Origin of the sequence: Thermus altitudinis (genome assembly GCF_022760835.1) — a bacterium.
In the GTDB taxonomy this organism is placed as follows: Bacteria; Deinococcota; Deinococci; order Deinococcales; family Thermaceae; genus Thermus; species Thermus altitudinis.
Map to the genome: position 1 here is coordinate 50,508 of NZ_JAKTNQ010000013.1, position 14,053 is coordinate 64,560.

Consider the following 14,053-nt stretch of genomic DNA (forward strand, 5'->3'; position numbering starts at 1 on the left):
CTATTCCACCCCCTTCCACAGGGCCCTTAGGCGGCGGTAGGTCACCCAGCCCAGGCCCGAGACTGTGGCCAAGAAGCTTGCCAAAATCGCCTCCTTGGGCATCCCCAGATAGGCCATGGCCAGGAGGTTGAAGAGGAGGGCCAGGCCCCAGAGGAGGAAGGCCACCCGCCTTTGCGAAAGCCCCCGGGCGAGAAGCCGGTGGTGGATGTGGTCCTTGCCCGGGGTGGAAAGGGGGTTCTGCCCCCTTAAAAGCCTGCGCACCACCACCTGGGTGGTGTCCAGGATGGGCAGGAGGAGGAAGAGGGCGGGTGGCAAGAGCCCTAAAAAGGTGGTGAGCTTTAGGTTGCCCAGAAGGGCGGTGGCCGCCAGGGTGTAGCCCAGGAAGTAGGCCCCGGCATCCCCCAGGATGATGCGGCTGGGGTGGAGGTTGTGCCGCAGAAAGCCTAAGGCGGCCCCGGCTAAGGCGGCCAGGACCAGGGTGCCTGCGGCCCAGTAGGGGAACTGGGCGCTCACGAAGAGGAGGCTCATGGCGCTGATGTAGGCGATGCCCGCGGCCAGACCGTCCAAGCCGTCCATCAGGTTCAAGGCGTTGGTAAGGCCCACCACCCAAAGCCAGGTGAGGAAAAGCCCCAAGGCGGGGTCCAAAGGGGTGCCGAAGGCGGCCTCAAACCGCACCCCCACCGCCATGAGGAGGAGGGCCGAGAGGGTTTGGGCAAAGAGGCGGAAAAGGGGAGGGAGGGCGAACTGGTCATCGATGAAGCCCACCAGCACCAGCCAGGCCCCCCCGAGGAGGATGGCCAGGACCTGGATAAGAACGTGCTCCACCAGGATAGGCCTTAAAAAGGCCGCCACCACCAAGGCAAGGACCACGCCTGCATAGACCGCGAGGCCCCCGGCGTTGGGCAGGGGCTCCCGGTTGAGGCGCCTTTCGTTGGGCATGTCCGCCCACCCCACCTTGAGGGCGAAGCGGCGCACCTGGGGCAGGAAGCGCCAGGTGAAAAAGAGGGCCAGGAGGAAGACAAAGACCACCGTGAGCCAGCCGGTGCCCCCGGGCTCGGCCACCCCGATTTTCCTAAGGAGTTCCGTCATTTGGTCCCGTAGATCCGGTCCCCGGCATCCCCTAGGCCGGGGACGATGTAGCCGTGGTCGTTCAGGCGTTGGTCTATGGCGGCCACCACCACCTCGGTGTCCGGGTGGTCCTGAGCGATGCGCTCCAGGCCCTCGGGGGCGGCGATGAGGCACATGAGCTTGATCCCCGTGGCCCCCTTTTCCTTGAGGAGGGAGAGGGCCCGGCTGGCGCTACCTCCCGTGGCCAGCATGGGGTCCAGGAGGAAGACCCGGCGCTCGTGGATGTCGGGGGGAAGCTTGGCGTAGTACTGAACGGGTTGGAGGGACTCGGGGTCCCGGTAGAGGCCGATGTGCCCCACGCGGGCATGGGGCACCAGCTTGAGGATACCTTCCACCATGACCAGACCAGCCCGCAGGATGGCCACCAGGGCCAGCTTCTTCCCGGAAAGCACCTTGACCCGGGCGGGGGCCACGGGGGTTTCCACCTCTGTCTCCGTGAGTTCCAGGTCCCGCATGGCCTCGTAGGCCATGAGGAGGGATACCTCCTCGGCCAGTTCACGGAAGTCCTTGGCGCCCGTGCGCGCGTCGCGAAGGTGGGCCAGCTTGTGCTGGACCAGGGGGTGGTCCACCAGGGTGATCCTCATCCCCCAAAGCCTAGCATGCCCGCTTTCTTGGGGGAAAGCAGTCTTGGAAGAAGCCCAGGGCCCGGGGGAGCTTTTCCTCCAGAGCTTCCTGGAAACCCTCGGGCTTCTTGGTGCGAAACCAGTGGAGATCGTGGAGGTAGGTGAGAGGCACGTAAAAGGCCAGTCGCTCCCGTACCTCCCTTGGGTAGAAGCGCGCCAGGCGAAAGAGGACCTTTCGGGCGGCCTCCTCTCCCAAAAGGTCTAGGCTTCCCGTCTTCAGGAGGGCCAGGTCCCGGGCGGGATCGTCGCCTCCGGAGCGGACCCAGTCCACCAGGAGCACCTCGGGGCCTTCCTGGAAAGGGCTCTCCGGCACCTTGAGGAGGAGGTTTCCCGCCCAGGCGTCCCGGTGGCAAAAACGGCGCTCCACGCCTGCCGCCATGCCCACTTCCCGCTTTAGGGCTTGGATCAGGGAGCGGGCTTCGGGTATCTCGTGGAGGCTTTCGGCGAATAGCTCAAGCCGTTCCTGGAGCTCCTGGTGTTCCACGTAGCCGGGCTCGGGCAGGCGGTGGAGGGAGAGGAAGAGGTGGGAAAGGGCAGCCAGGGCTTTGGGGGTAAAGAACTTGGGGGTAAAGGGCTCTCCCGGGAAGCGGCGGGTGATGAGGACCCCGTGCCCGGCCACCTGGGCCACTCCCAGCACCAAGCTTCCCAGGCCTGCCCGGGCCATCCTCCTGGCCTCGAGGGCCGCCAGATGGGCTTCCTGTGGGCGGTATACCTTGTAGACCTGGTCTCCATCCGTGTACACCCGGGCTTCAAAGCCGCCCAGAGGGGTGATGCGTGGAAGGCGTTCGGGGGGAAGGAGGCCCTTCAGGGCCGAAACCGCCACGGGCTCTATTTTAACGGCCCTCCCCCCTTGGAAGCCGCCATCGGCTAACCTGGGCTCGTGGAGCTTCTTCGCCTCGAGGCCACGGTCCTCTCCTTGGGGGATCGGGTCCTTTCCTTTGACCGGGAGGGCCGGCCCTACCACTACTTCCGCCAGGGGCTCACCTACAAGCGGTCGCTGGATGGGAGCCTGCACCTCCGTTACCGGGAGGAGGCGCGGAAAAGGCGCCGCCTGGGGGAAGGGGAGGCCCTGGAGGTCTACGGGGAGATCCTGGAGCTGGCGGAGGCCCACCTGCAGGACCCCGTGCGCCGGGCCGAGGTCCTCCGTTGGACCCCCGAGGGGCTTCTGGACCCCACCCCCTACCGGAGGGCCTACGCCTGGCCCGTGAGCATCCTTCCTCCCGATGCCTACCTCTCCGTGGTCCTCCAGGCCACCACGGGATGCACCTGGAACCGGTGCGCCTTCTGCTCCTTTTACCAGGACCGCCCCTTTCAAAAACGAAGCCCGGAGGCCTTCCGGGAGCATGTGGAGCGGGTGTTGGAGCTACTGGGCAAGGGAAGGCTATTGCGGAAGGGGGTTTTCCTGGGGGATGGCAATGCCCTGGCCTTAGGCGAGCCCCTTCTTCCCCTTCTGGAAGAGGTGCGCCGGGTCTTTCCTCAGGAGGCCATCCTGGGTTTCCTGGACCTTTTCACCGGGGTTAGGAAGGAGCCCTCTTGGTGGGAAAGGCTAAAGGCCTTGGGCCTGGGGCGGGTGTATGTGGGTCTGGAGACAGGACACGCCCCCCTTTTGGCCCTCCTCAACAAGCCCGGGCACCCGAGGGAAGCCCTCTCCCTGGGGCGAAGCCTCAAAGGGGCCGGGGTTTCCCTGGGGGTGATCCTCCTGGTGGGGGCAGGGGGCGTGGCCTATGCCGAGGCCCACCGCCGGGAAAGCCTGGCCCTCCTGGCCGAGCTCCCTTTGGGGAAGGAGGACGTGGTCTACCTATCCCCTTTCCAGGTGGAGCCGGGTACCCCTTATGCCGCCTTGGGTTTGGAGCCCCTTCCCCAGGTGGAGGAGGAGCTGGCCGCTTGGGCCTCGGCCTTGCGCCGGATGGGGCTAAGGGTGGCCCGGTACGACATCCGGGAGTTTGTCTATTAAGAAGCCTGGGCATAGGGCCCAGGCTTCTTAATCGGGATTCGCGGTCCTTCAAGGCGAGGTGAGGATTATTCCGCTTCTCCCTACCACCACGAACTGCCCGTTGGCGAAGTTAACTCCCTCGAGCCAATCGCCTACCCCAGAGCTTTGCGCGATTAGGCTGGACCCATCAGGGGAGGTCAGGATAGTGCCGTTCTCGCCCACAATCACAAAAAGGTTGGCTGCGAAAGTAAGGTTGGTGAGGTACTTGGTGGTGCCCGAGTTTAAGGAGGACCAGGTGGTTCCATCGGGGGAGGTTAAGACTACGCCACCCCCACCCACGGCCAGCCAGCGGTTTCTTCCGAAGGTCACGCTTTCCAGCGTGACCAGGGTGTTGGAGGGGCGAGGGGACCAGGTGGTGCCGTCACTGGAGATCAAGATGGTACCCCTGCCACCTACGGCAAGGAAACGGCCGTTGGCAAAGGCGATGCCCTCTAGGTCGTTGTCAGTTCCGGAGTTTTGGCTATTCCAGATCGTCCCATCGGAGGAGGTCAACACCGTGCCGCTCCGGCCCACGGCTACATAGCGTCCGTTGCCGTAGGTAATCCCTAGGAGCTCCTTATCGGTTCCCGAGGTTTGCGAGTTCCAGGTGGCTCCATTTGGGGAAACCAGGATGGTCCCACCTGTCCCCACCGCTACGAAGCGCTGGTTGGCATAGATCACGCTGCGCAGGAGGGCCGTGGTTCCCGAGGAGCGCGGTGTCCAGACTACGCCATCCGTTGAGGTGAGGATGGTTCCATTCCCTCCCACTGCCACGTACACGCCGTTACCGAAAGCCACGCTAAAGAGGTGGGCGGACGTCCCAGACTGCCTCAGGGTCCAGCGTGTTCCCAAGGAGTTATCGGCGCTTCGTGGGCTGCAGCCGCTCAAGCTTAGCGCCAGTAGGAAAATCCCTGTCCAAAGCCAACCCAAACCTTTAGCCGCGGGAGGATTTTTCATCTTATCACCCCCTCACTGCCCAAGGTAGTCGCGGGACCTTACACCGTTCTTAAACGCTGGATCGGTAGGGTATACTTGGGGCCATGAGCGCCGCGCATGAACGGGAACTCTATGAGGCCTGGGTGGAGCTCCTCTCCTGGATGCGGGAGTATGCCCGGGAAAAGGGGGTCCGGTTTGAGAAGGAGGCCGACTTCCCCGACTTCATCTACCGCATGGAGCGCCCTTACGCCCTCCCCACCACCATCATGACCGCCTCCCTTTCCGACGCCCTGGGCGAGCCCTTCCTCCTGGCGGATGTCTCCCCCCGGCATGCCCAGCTGAAGCGCATCGGCATCCGGCTTCCCCGGGCCCATATCCACCTGCACGCCCACTATGAGCCCGGGAAAGGGTTGGTGACGGGAAAGATTCCCCTCACCAAGGAGCGCTTCTTCGCCCTGGCCGACCGGGCCCGGGCGGCCTTGGCCTTCGCCTAGCCCTCGAGGGCCTCCCAGAGCCTGAGCACCACCCGGTGCAGGAGGGCCAACGTGCGGCGGGTGGGCTTAAGGCGGGGGCCTTCTACCACCAGGTACCCTTCTTGCACCAGGGCTCGGAGGGCGGGGTTTAGGCGGGGCCAGAGGCTGAGGCCGGTTCGCCTTTCCAGGGCTCCCACATCCACCCCCTCCCTAAGCCGCAGGCCCAGCATCAGGCTTTCCTTGGCGTGTTCCAAGGGGGAGATGCTCTCTTCCTCGGGTGGCTCCCGCAGAAGCCAGCGGGGAAGGGGGGGGTGGGTGCGGCGGAAGGCATAGGCGTTTGGGCCTTGCCCCGGGTACTGGCCCGTGGCGCCGGGTCCCAAGGCCAGCCAAAACCCCGCGCGCCAGTAGACCAGGTTGTGCTGGGCTTCCTCCCCGGGCCTGGCGAAGTTGGAGACCTCGTAGCGCCGAAGCCCGGCCTCTTCCAGGATGGCCTCCGCCTTCTCCATGGCCCAGGCTTCCCTTTCCGGGTCCTCCTTCAGCCCCAGGAGGGCGAAGGGGGTACCCTTTTCCACCTGCAGGGTATAGGCGGAAACGTGGCCCACCCCCAGGGAGGCCGCCTCCTTAAGGTCCTTATCCACCTCCTGCATGGGGAGGCCCAGGATGAGGTCCAAGGAGACCCTAAAGCCCCCTTCCAAGGCCATCTCCACGGCCCTAAGGGCCCCTTTGCGCCCATGGGCCCTTCCCAGGAACCGCAGCACCCCGTCCTGGAAACTCTGCACCCCTAAGGAGAGGCGGTTTACCCCGAGGTCCCTTAACAGGCGAAGCCTCTCCTGGTTCAGGGTGCCGGGGTTGGCCTCGAGGGTCACCTCGGCGTCCGGTTGCCGCTTCCAGGGAAGGGCCTGGAAGAGGGCCACCAGTTCCCGGTCCCGGAGAAAGCTCGGGGTGCCCCCGCCCAGGTAGAGGGTTTGGAGGGGTTGGGGATGCGCCTGGTATAGCTCTTCGGCTTCCTCCTGGAGGCGCTTTAAATAGGCCTCCACCCACCCTGGGCCCCGGCGCACCACGTGGAAGTCGCAATAGGGGCAAAGGGTGGGGCAGAAGGGGACGTGGACGTAAAGGCTAGCCATGGGATGGGCTACTCCTGGCGCAAGGAAGACCTTGCGCCCCTCTAGGGCGGGAAAGGGCTGCGCTCCCTAGCCTTGGAGAGGCCTTCCCAAACCCGAAGGGTCGGGTAGGCCGGCGCTGCCATGAAGGGGGGCCCTCGCTTGGCGTACTGGCCTCACCCCGGGCTCGGCTACCGCAGAGGATGGCCTCCAGGCCCTGGGTACCCCACTCCCTCAGTCTACAAGGAGAAGGCGGAAGTCGTTGAGGTTGGTGCCGGTGGGCCCGGTGTTGAGGAGGGTTCCCGCCCGTTGGAAAAATCCCAGGCTATCGTTGGCCTCCAGATGGGGCCTGGGGTCCAGGCCCAGGTCCCAGACCTCTGGGGTGAGGAGGGCCCCCGCGGCGCCTGAAGGCCCGTCCAACCCGTCGGAGTCGGCGGCCAGGGCGTAGAGGGGGGCTTGGAGGTGGGCATAGAGGGAAAGGAGGAACTCCAGGTTCCGGCCCCCTAGCCCCTTTCCCCTTACGTGCACCTGGGCCTCGCCACCGGAAAGGAGGAAAAGGGGCTTGCGGAAGGGAAGCCCCTGGGTGCGGATGGTGTCCACCAGCTCCGCGTGGAAGCGGGCTAAGGCCCGGGCCTCCCCGCCAAAGCGGTCGGAGAGGATCACCGCCCGATGGCCTTCTCCGCGTAGAAACCTCTGGGCGGCCCTTAGGAGGTCCAGGTTGCGCCCGGCGATCCGGGAGGAGAGGCGCTTCAGGGCCGGATCTTGGGGCTTCAGGGTCTCGGGAAGCCGGCCTGTAAGCCCCTCATGGAGCACCCTTCGGGCCTCAGGGAAGGCCAGGCCATACCGGTCCAGGATGGCCAGGGCCTCCCGGTAGGTGCTGGGGTCGGGGTGGAAGGGGCCCGAGGCCACCACGCTGGGATCGTCTCCCGGCACATCGGAAAGGAGCAGGACCTGGACCCGGGCCCGGGTGGCCAAAAGAAGCCTTCCTCCCTTCACCTGGGAAAGGTGCTTGCGCACGGTGTTGACCTCCCCGATGCTGGCCCCGCTCTTTAGAAGGGCCTCCGTCAGGGCCCGTTTTTCCTCCAGGGAAATCCCCAGGGGAAGGCACCACAGGGCGCTTCCCCCACCCGAGACCAAAGCCAAAACCCGGGCCTTGGGGGAAAGCCCCTTAAGGAGCTCCAAAACCTCCTGGGCTGCCCTTAGGCTTTCCCCATCGGGCAGAGGATGGCCAGCGAAGAGGGCCTTTAGCCCCAAGGCCTCCTGCCCCTTGGGTAGGGTGAGGTGGTAGGGCACTTCCCCATAGCGGTCCAAGGCGGCCTTCAGCATCCAGGCGGCTCCCTTGCCCACCGCCAGGATGAGGTGGGGCTTGGCCCGGGGGAGGGCCTTGAGGGTGAGGCGGTAAGGGTGGGCCTCCTCGAGGGCCTTGTGCAAGGTGGCCAGGAGGAGGGTTTTCACCGTCCCAGCCTCCCTTGGGCTAGGAGGCCAGCGTGGCCCCCTTTTCCCTGGGGTCCTGGCCCAGATAGAGCATCTCCAGGAGTTCTGCGGTGTGCAGGATGGGGATACCCCTTTCCAGATAGGCCTGGATCTGGGTGAGGCAGCCGATGTTGCCCGAGACCACCAGGTGGGGCTCCGTGGCCCTCAGGTTCTCCGCTTTCCTTCGGCCCAGAACCTCGGCGATTTCCGGCTGGAACAGGTTGTAGGTGCCGGCGCTACCGCAACAGATCTCCCACTCCTTGGGCTCCAGCACCTCTAGGCCAGCGGCTTTGAGGATGCTCCGCGGCGCCTCCCGCACCCCTTGGGCGTGGGCCAGGTGGCAGGCGTCGTGGTAGGCCACCCGCAAGGGTGGCTTTGGGGGAGGTGGAGGGGTGAAGCCCACCTCTTCCAGGATGACGGTGAGGTCCTTCACCTTGGCGGCCAGGGCCCGGGCCTCCTCCTCTTCCGGTTCCCCCAGGAAGAGGAGGGGATACTCCTTCATCCCCGAGCCACAGCCGGCGGCGTTGGTGACCACGTAGTCCACGTTCCGGAAGGCCTTTAGGTTTTGCCGGGCTAGGGCCTTGGCCCCCTCCTTGTCCCCGGCGTGGAGGTTTAGCGCCCCGCAACAGACCTGCTCCCTCACGGCCACCACCTCCACCCCGTTTTCCTGCAGGACCCGGATGGTGGCCCGGTTGATGGCGGGCCTTAAGACCCGCTGGGCGCACCCCAAAAGGAGGCCCACCCGGGCTTTCGTCACCCCCTTGGCGGGGTAGACCTCCTGGTAGGGATCCTCCTTGGGCAGGTGGTCGGGAAGGAGGGCGATGGGGGCCTTTAGGGCCTTAGGCAGGGGGAGGGGTTGGAGGAGGGGTTTCAACCGGCTTCCCAGCTGGGCCAGGGGCCGAAAGCGCTCCGGGTAGGGGAGGAGGCGGAGGAGGGCTTGGCGGTATACCTTCTCAAGGGGGTAGCGGTGGCGTTTCCCCTCCGTGTGCAGGCGAAACGTGGCGATGAGTTCCCCGTAGGGAACGCCGCTGGGGCAGGCGGTGACGCAGGCTTGGCAGGCCAAGCACCGGTCCAGATAGGGGAGGGTTTCCTCCAGGGGAAGGTTCCCCTCGAGGACCTCCTTCATGAGGAAGATGCGGCCCCTAGGGGAGTCCATCTCCTCTCCCAGGACCAGGTAGGTGGGGCAGGTGGGGAGGCAGAAGCCGCAGTGGACGCAGGCCTCTATGGCGTGGGCCATCACCTCTCCTTCCTGGCCCAAGGTTTCCACGGGGATACGGTGCTGCATGTTCTCTACCCTAAGGGAAACCGGCCCTTGGGGTCTAGGGCCCTCTTGATGGGGGCGAAGAAGGCTTCCGGCGGCGAGGGGAAAAGGACCTCCTGGGCCCCCCTTAGGACCAGATGGGGGATTCCCCCATCCCGTAAGGCCTTTAGGCCATGGGGTTCCAAACCGGCATAGAGAAGATCTCCCCCTGCCAGGTAGCGCCTAGGCCCTAGGGGGAGGCTTTCCAGATGGGGAATCAGGTCCAGGCGGGAAGGCACCTTCACCCAGATGGGGCTTCCTTCCAGGAAGGCCAGGTTCCTGACCCCTTCCCAATGGGCCTCGTCCTCCCGGAGCACCTCCCCTTCCCTTTGCAGAAGGCTTTGTAGCCGCTGGACCCGTTTTTCCAGGCTCTCGGGGAATCCCCCCAGCCGGATCTCCAAGGTGGCTGGAGGCACCAGGTCTAAGGCCAGGAGGTCCAGGGGCAGGGTCCTGAGGTCCTGGAGGACCGCCAGGGCTTCCGCCGTATGGGCCAAGCCCACCCTCAGGGTTCGGGTGGCCCGGGGGTAGGGGAAGACCTTAAAGGAAAGCTCCACCATAACGCCAAAAGCGCCTAGGGAACCCACCATAAGGCGGTGGAAGGGGAAGCCGGCGGCGTTTTTCACCACCTTGCCCCCTCCCCGCACCACCCTTCCCTCCCCGTCCACGAAGCGCACCCCCAGTATGAAGTCCCTGAGGCCCCCAAACCGTTCCCGCATGGGGCCAGAAAGCCCCGCCGCCACCGTGCCGCCCAGGGTGGCTCCCTGTTCCACCAGGGGTGGGTGGAAGGGCAGGTACTGGCCGTGGGCCCGTAGGGTCTCCTCGAGCTCCTTGAGGGGGGTACCGGCGTAGGCGGTGAAGACGAACTCCTCCGGGGCGTACTCCAGGATGCCCCGGAGGCCCGAGAGGTTAAGGAGGGTTTCCCCTTCCTGGGGGCTGGATAGGGCCGGTTTGCTCCCGCCTCCCTTGGGGCGCAGGCGGGGGTGGGTGCGCACGGCTTCCCGCACTTCTTCCAGGGAAGAGGGGAAAATCTCAGGCATAGAGCTCTCCCAGGTCGGTTTTCAGGCCCCCTTGATGGGGGCTTTGCCCGTAGCCCGGGAGCACCTTGCCCCGGTTGGCCAGGCCCTTGGGGTCCAGGGCCTCCTTCACCCGTTCCATGGCCAGGAGGTCTTCGGGAGCGAACATCTCCGGCATATACCCCTTCTTCTCCACCCCGATGCCGTGCTCCCCGGTCAAGGACCCCCCCAGGCGCACGCAAAGCTTGAGGATCTCCCCGGCCAACTCCTCGGCCCGTTCCAGCTCCCCCAGCTTCTTGCCGTCGTAGAGGACCAAGGGGTGAAGGTTCCCATCCCCGGCGTGGAAGACGTTGGCCACCCTAAGGCCGTAGGCCTGGGAAAGCCTGCCGATCTCCCTTAGGGCCTCGCCCAGGCGGCTTCGGGGCACCACGCCGTCTTGGACGAGGTAATCGGGGGAAAGCCTTCCCACGGCGCTGAAGGCAGCCTTACGCCCCTTCCAGATGGCCTGGCGTTCCGCCTCACTTTGGGCGATGCGCACCTCGGTGGCCCCGCTTTCCCCGATCACCTGGGCCAGGAGCTTGGCCTCTTCCTCCACCTCCTCCTTGGGGCCCTCCAGCTCCACGATGAGAAGGGCTTCCACCTGGGGGTAGCCTGCCTTCACCGCCGCTTCGGCGGCCTCAATGCTCAAGCGGTCCATGATCTCCATGGCCCCAGGGAGAAGCCCGCTTTGGATCACCTGGCTCACCGCGTTGCCCGCGGCTTCGAGGCTCCCATAGGCGGCCAGAAGGGTGTGGTAGGCCTCGGGCTTGGGAAGGAGCCTCAGGGTGATCTCCAGGGCTACCCCCAAAAGCCCCTCGGTGCCCACGAAGAAGCCGTGCAGGTCAGGCCCTACGCCCTCCAGGCTTGGCCCGCCCAGGTGGACCACCTCCCCCTTAGGGGTGACCACCTCCAGGGCCAGCACATGGTTGGCCGTCATCCCGTACTTCAGGCAGTGGGCCCCGCCAGAGTTGAAGGCCACGTTCCCCCCGAGGGTGGAGATGGGTTGGCTGGAGGGGTCAGGGGCGTAGTAGAGGCCAAAAGGGGCTGCCCGCCGGGAAACCTCCAGGTTCACCACCCCGGGTTCCACCACGGCGATGCGGGCCTTGGGGTCCAGGCGGAGGATGCGGTTCATGCGGTTTAGGGCAAGGACCAGGCCCCCTTCCACGGGCAAGGAACCTCCCGAGAGGCTGGTGCCGCTTCCCCGGGCCACGAAGGGCACGCCATGGCGGTAACAAAGGCGCACCGCCTCCACCACCTCCTCCTTCCGTTCGGGAAGCACCACGGCCAAGGGGCGCTTGCGGTAGGCGGTGAGGGCGTCGGACTCGTAAGGGGCCAGCTCTGCCTCCTTGGTGAGGAGCCTTCCCGGGGGGAAGAGGGCCCGAAGCTCTTCCAAAAAGCCCATGGTTACCTCCTCCTTCACTTTACCGGAAGGGGCGGGGGCCTACCCCACCCCTTCCTGGCCCGGGCGGGCCGGGCTCAGTCCAGGTACTCGTAGGCCACCAGGGTCAGGAACTCCAGGAACTCCTCGGAGAGGACCAGCTTGTCCAGGATTTCCTCGGCTTCCCGGTAGCGGCCAGCCTCCCGCCCTCCCAGCTTGGCCAGCTCCTCTTCCTTGATCTGTTGGTAAAGCTCGGGGGTGACCGTGCGGCCGTCCTCGAGGGTAGCCCCCCGGTGCACCCACTGCCAAAGCTGGGCCCGGCTGATCTCGGCGGTGGCGGCATCCTCCATGAGGTTGTAGATGGCGGCGGCCCCGTTGCCCAGAAGCCACTGGTTCAGGTACTGGAGGGCCACGGAGATGTTGTTGCGCAGGCCCGCCTCCGTCACCCTGCCCCCCGGGACCTCAAAGTTCAGGAGGTCCTCCGCCCTCACCTGGACGTCCTCCCGCTTCACGTGCTTCTGGTGGGGCTTATCCCCCAGGTGGCGGTCAAAGACCTCCATGGCCACAGGCACCAGGTCGGGGTGGGCCACCCAGGTGCCGTCAAAGCCCTGGGAGGCCTCCCGCTCCTTATCGGCCCGCACCTGCTGGAAGGCCCTTTCGTTCACCTCGGGGTCCTTGCGGCTGGGGATGAAGGCGGCCATGCCCCCGATGGCGTGGGCCCCATGGATGTGGCAGGACTTCACCAGAAGCTCGGTGTAGGCCTTCATGAAAGGTACAGTCATGGTGACCTGGGCCCGGTCGGGGAAGATGGGGGCGGTGGTGGCGAACTTCTTGATACAGCTGAAGATGTAGTCCCAGCGGCCCGCGTTGAGCCCGGCGGCGTGCTCCTTGAGCTCGTAAAGGATTTCCTCCATTTCCAAGGCCGCCAGGATGGTTTCAATGAGCACCGTGGCCCGGATGGTGCCCCGGGGGATGCCCAGGTAGTCCTGGGCGAAGTGGAAAACCTGGTTCCAAAGCCGGGCCTCCAGGTGGCTTTCCAGCTTGGGCAGGTAGAAGTAGGGGCCGCTACCCCGCCTGAGGAGCTCGTGGGCGTTGTGGAAGAAGTAAAGGCCGAAGTCAAAGAGGCTGGCCGAGATGGGTTCCCCGTCCACCCGCACGTGCTTTTCCACCAGGTGCCAGCCTCGAGGCCGGACCACCAAGGTGGCCACCTTGTCCTTAAGCCGGTACGCTTTCCCTTCGGGGCTCACGAAGTCAATCTGGCGGCGGATGGCGTCGTAGAGGTTTTTCTGCCCTTGGATCACGTTGTCCCAGGTGGGGGAGAGGGCATCCTCAAAGTCGGCCATGAAGACCTTGGCCCCGGAGTTCAGGGCGTTCACGATCATCTTGCGGTCCACGGGGCCGGTGATCTCCACCCGACGGTCCAGAAGGTCCGGGGGGGCTTCCGCCACCTGCCAGGACCCACCCCGCACAAAGGCGGTTTCCTGGGGAAAGTCCGGCTTTTCCCCGGCCTTAAACCGTTCCCAAAGGATTTTCCTGCGCTCCAGGAGGGCCTTGCGCACGGGGTTGAACTCCCGGTGCAGGGCCACCACGAACCTCAAGGCCTCTTCCGTGAGCACCTCCCCTAAGAGGGGATGGTCTTTAAGGATCTCCACGCCCTTCATGGTGGCCCGAGCTTAAGGGGGAGGCGGGTTATTTGTCAAGAAGCAAAATGTTATTTTGCAAGTTGAAAAATAACCCAGGGGAGGTTACCCTGAGGGGGATGCCAAGACCTCGGGAAAGGGGAGCCCAAGGCACCAAGACCCTGGAGCGGGGCCTTCAGGTTTTGGAGGCCCTGGCGGAGTTGAAGGAAGCGGAGCTTTCCCCCTTAGCCAGGAGGACGGGGTTCCACAAGAGCACCCTTTACCGCTTCCTCCAGACCCTGGTTCGCCACGGCTTCGTGGAGGAGGAGGGTGGGGTGTACCGGGTGGGCCCCAAGGCCTTTGCCGTGGGCCAGGTCTATCCGAGGCAGAACCTGCTGCTTGCGGTGCGTTCGGAGATGGAGGCCCTGGCGGCGGAAACGGGGGAGAGCGTGAACCTGGCGGTGCCCGCAGGGCAGGAGGTCCTCTACCTGGACCAGGCGGAGGGGAGCAGGCTGGTGCGCCTCTTCACCGCTCCCGGAAGCCGGGCCCCTTTGCACGCCACGGGGGTGGGGAAGGTGCTCCTGGCCTTCCGGGGGATTCCCGAGGGGCTTTCCCTGGCCCCCTACACCCCCTATACCCTTACCCGCCTCGAGGACCTAAGGCGGGAACTGGAGGCCGTACGCCAGAAAGGGTATGCCTTGGACAACGAGGAAAAGGAGCTGGGGGTGCGTTGTGTGGCGGCTCCCGTCTTCGGCCCCAGCGGCCAGGTGGTGGCGGCCCTTTCCCTTTCCGCCCCCGCGAGCCGCCTTTCCCTGGAGGAGGCCCACCGCCTGGCCCCCCGGGTGATGGAGGCGGCGCGGCGAGCTTCCTTGCGCCTAGGCTTTGTGCCTGCTTTATAATGGAAACGGTTAGGAGGCTTTAGCGGAGGGAGCTAAAGGCCATGGACAAGGACCGTCCCGTGTACGTGATCTCTGTGGCGGCGGAGCTGTTGGAGATGCA

At 65.5% G+C, this 14,053-nt stretch carries 13 protein-coding genes; 3 read left to right on the top strand and 10 right to left on the bottom strand.

Annotation, left to right across the window (positions count from 1 at the left end; genetic code table 11):
- Genes L0D16_RS06370 through L0D16_RS06380 form a run of 3 tightly spaced genes read right to left on the bottom strand, consistent with a single transcriptional unit; the run spans position 1 to position 2,574 of the window.
- Entirely contained in the window at positions 1 to 1,089 is a 1,089-nt protein-coding gene (locus tag L0D16_RS06370) for an MraY family glycosyltransferase (protein ID WP_243030690.1), read from the bottom strand.
- On the bottom strand, positions 1,086 to 1,712 hold the full coding sequence (upp, locus tag L0D16_RS06375; protein WP_243030691.1) for a uracil phosphoribosyltransferase: 627 nt from the start codon (positions 1,710 to 1,712) through the stop codon (positions 1,086 to 1,088). Before upp ends, L0D16_RS06370 begins: the two co-directional genes overlap by 4 nt.
- 10 nt (positions 1,713 to 1,722) lie before the next feature.
- Entirely contained in the window at positions 1,723 to 2,574 is an 852-nt protein-coding gene (locus L0D16_RS06380; protein WP_243030693.1) for a phosphotransferase family protein, read from the bottom strand.
- A gap of 57 nt (positions 2,575 to 2,631) precedes the next feature.
- Between L0D16_RS06380 and L0D16_RS06385 the strand changes: the two genes are divergently transcribed.
- A complete protein-coding gene (locus tag L0D16_RS06385; protein ID WP_243030694.1) occupies positions 2,632 to 3,705 on the top strand; it encodes a radical SAM protein in 1,074 nt (357 codons plus the stop codon).
- 48 nt (positions 3,706 to 3,753) lie between these two features.
- Here the strand turns inward: L0D16_RS06385 and L0D16_RS06390 are convergent, their stop codons facing one another.
- A complete protein-coding gene (locus tag L0D16_RS06390) occupies positions 3,754 to 4,404 on the bottom strand; it encodes a WD40/YVTN/BNR-like repeat-containing protein (protein WP_243030695.1) in 651 nt (216 codons plus the stop codon).
- 359 nt (positions 4,405 to 4,763) lie between these two features.
- Between L0D16_RS06390 and L0D16_RS06395 the strand changes: the two genes are divergently transcribed.
- A complete protein-coding gene (locus L0D16_RS06395) occupies positions 4,764 to 5,153 on the top strand; it encodes an NADH-quinone oxidoreductase subunit 15 (RefSeq protein WP_243030697.1) in 390 nt (129 codons plus the stop codon).
- Here L0D16_RS06395 and hemW read toward each other — a convergent pair.
- The 6 genes from hemW to aceB all read right to left on the bottom strand — a co-directional run bounded on the left by hemW (position 5,150) and on the right by aceB (position 13,096).
- Positions 5,150 to 6,256: a radical SAM family heme chaperone HemW gene (gene hemW, locus L0D16_RS06400; RefSeq protein ID WP_243030699.1), complete on the bottom strand. Its 1,107-nt coding sequence runs from the start codon at positions 6,254 to 6,256 to the stop codon at positions 5,150 to 5,152. The genes L0D16_RS06395 and hemW overlap by 4 nt on opposite strands.
- Positions 6,257 to 6,466: 210 nt before the next feature.
- On the bottom strand, positions 6,467 to 7,687 hold the full coding sequence (locus L0D16_RS06405) for a glycerate kinase type-2 family protein (protein ID WP_243030701.1): 1,221 nt from the start codon (positions 7,685 to 7,687) through the stop codon (positions 6,467 to 6,469).
- 19 nt (positions 7,688 to 7,706) lie between these two features.
- Entirely contained in the window at positions 7,707 to 8,990 is a 1,284-nt protein-coding gene (gene glcF, locus L0D16_RS06410; protein ID WP_243030702.1) for a glycolate oxidase subunit GlcF, read from the bottom strand.
- A 5-nt stretch (positions 8,991 to 8,995) separates the two neighbouring features.
- On the bottom strand, positions 8,996 to 10,042 hold the full coding sequence (locus L0D16_RS06415) for an FAD-binding protein (protein ID WP_243030703.1): 1,047 nt from the start codon (positions 10,040 to 10,042) through the stop codon (positions 8,996 to 8,998).
- Positions 10,035 to 11,459, bottom strand: coding sequence for an FAD-linked oxidase C-terminal domain-containing protein (locus L0D16_RS06420; RefSeq protein ID WP_243030704.1), 1,425 nt, complete (start codon positions 11,457 to 11,459; stop codon positions 10,035 to 10,037). Before L0D16_RS06420 ends, L0D16_RS06415 begins: the two co-directional genes overlap by 8 nt.
- 74 nt (positions 11,460 to 11,533) lie before the next feature.
- Complete coding sequence (gene aceB, locus L0D16_RS06425; RefSeq protein WP_243030706.1) at positions 11,534 to 13,096, bottom strand: malate synthase A; 1,563 nt, start codon at positions 13,094 to 13,096, stop codon at positions 11,534 to 11,536.
- A gap of 98 nt (positions 13,097 to 13,194) precedes the next feature.
- Between aceB and L0D16_RS06430 the strand changes: the two genes are divergently transcribed.
- Positions 13,195 to 13,953, top strand: coding sequence for an IclR family transcriptional regulator (locus L0D16_RS06430; RefSeq protein ID WP_243030707.1), 759 nt, complete (start codon positions 13,195 to 13,197; stop codon positions 13,951 to 13,953).
- The last annotated feature ends 100 nt before the right edge of the window (positions 13,954 to 14,053 follow it).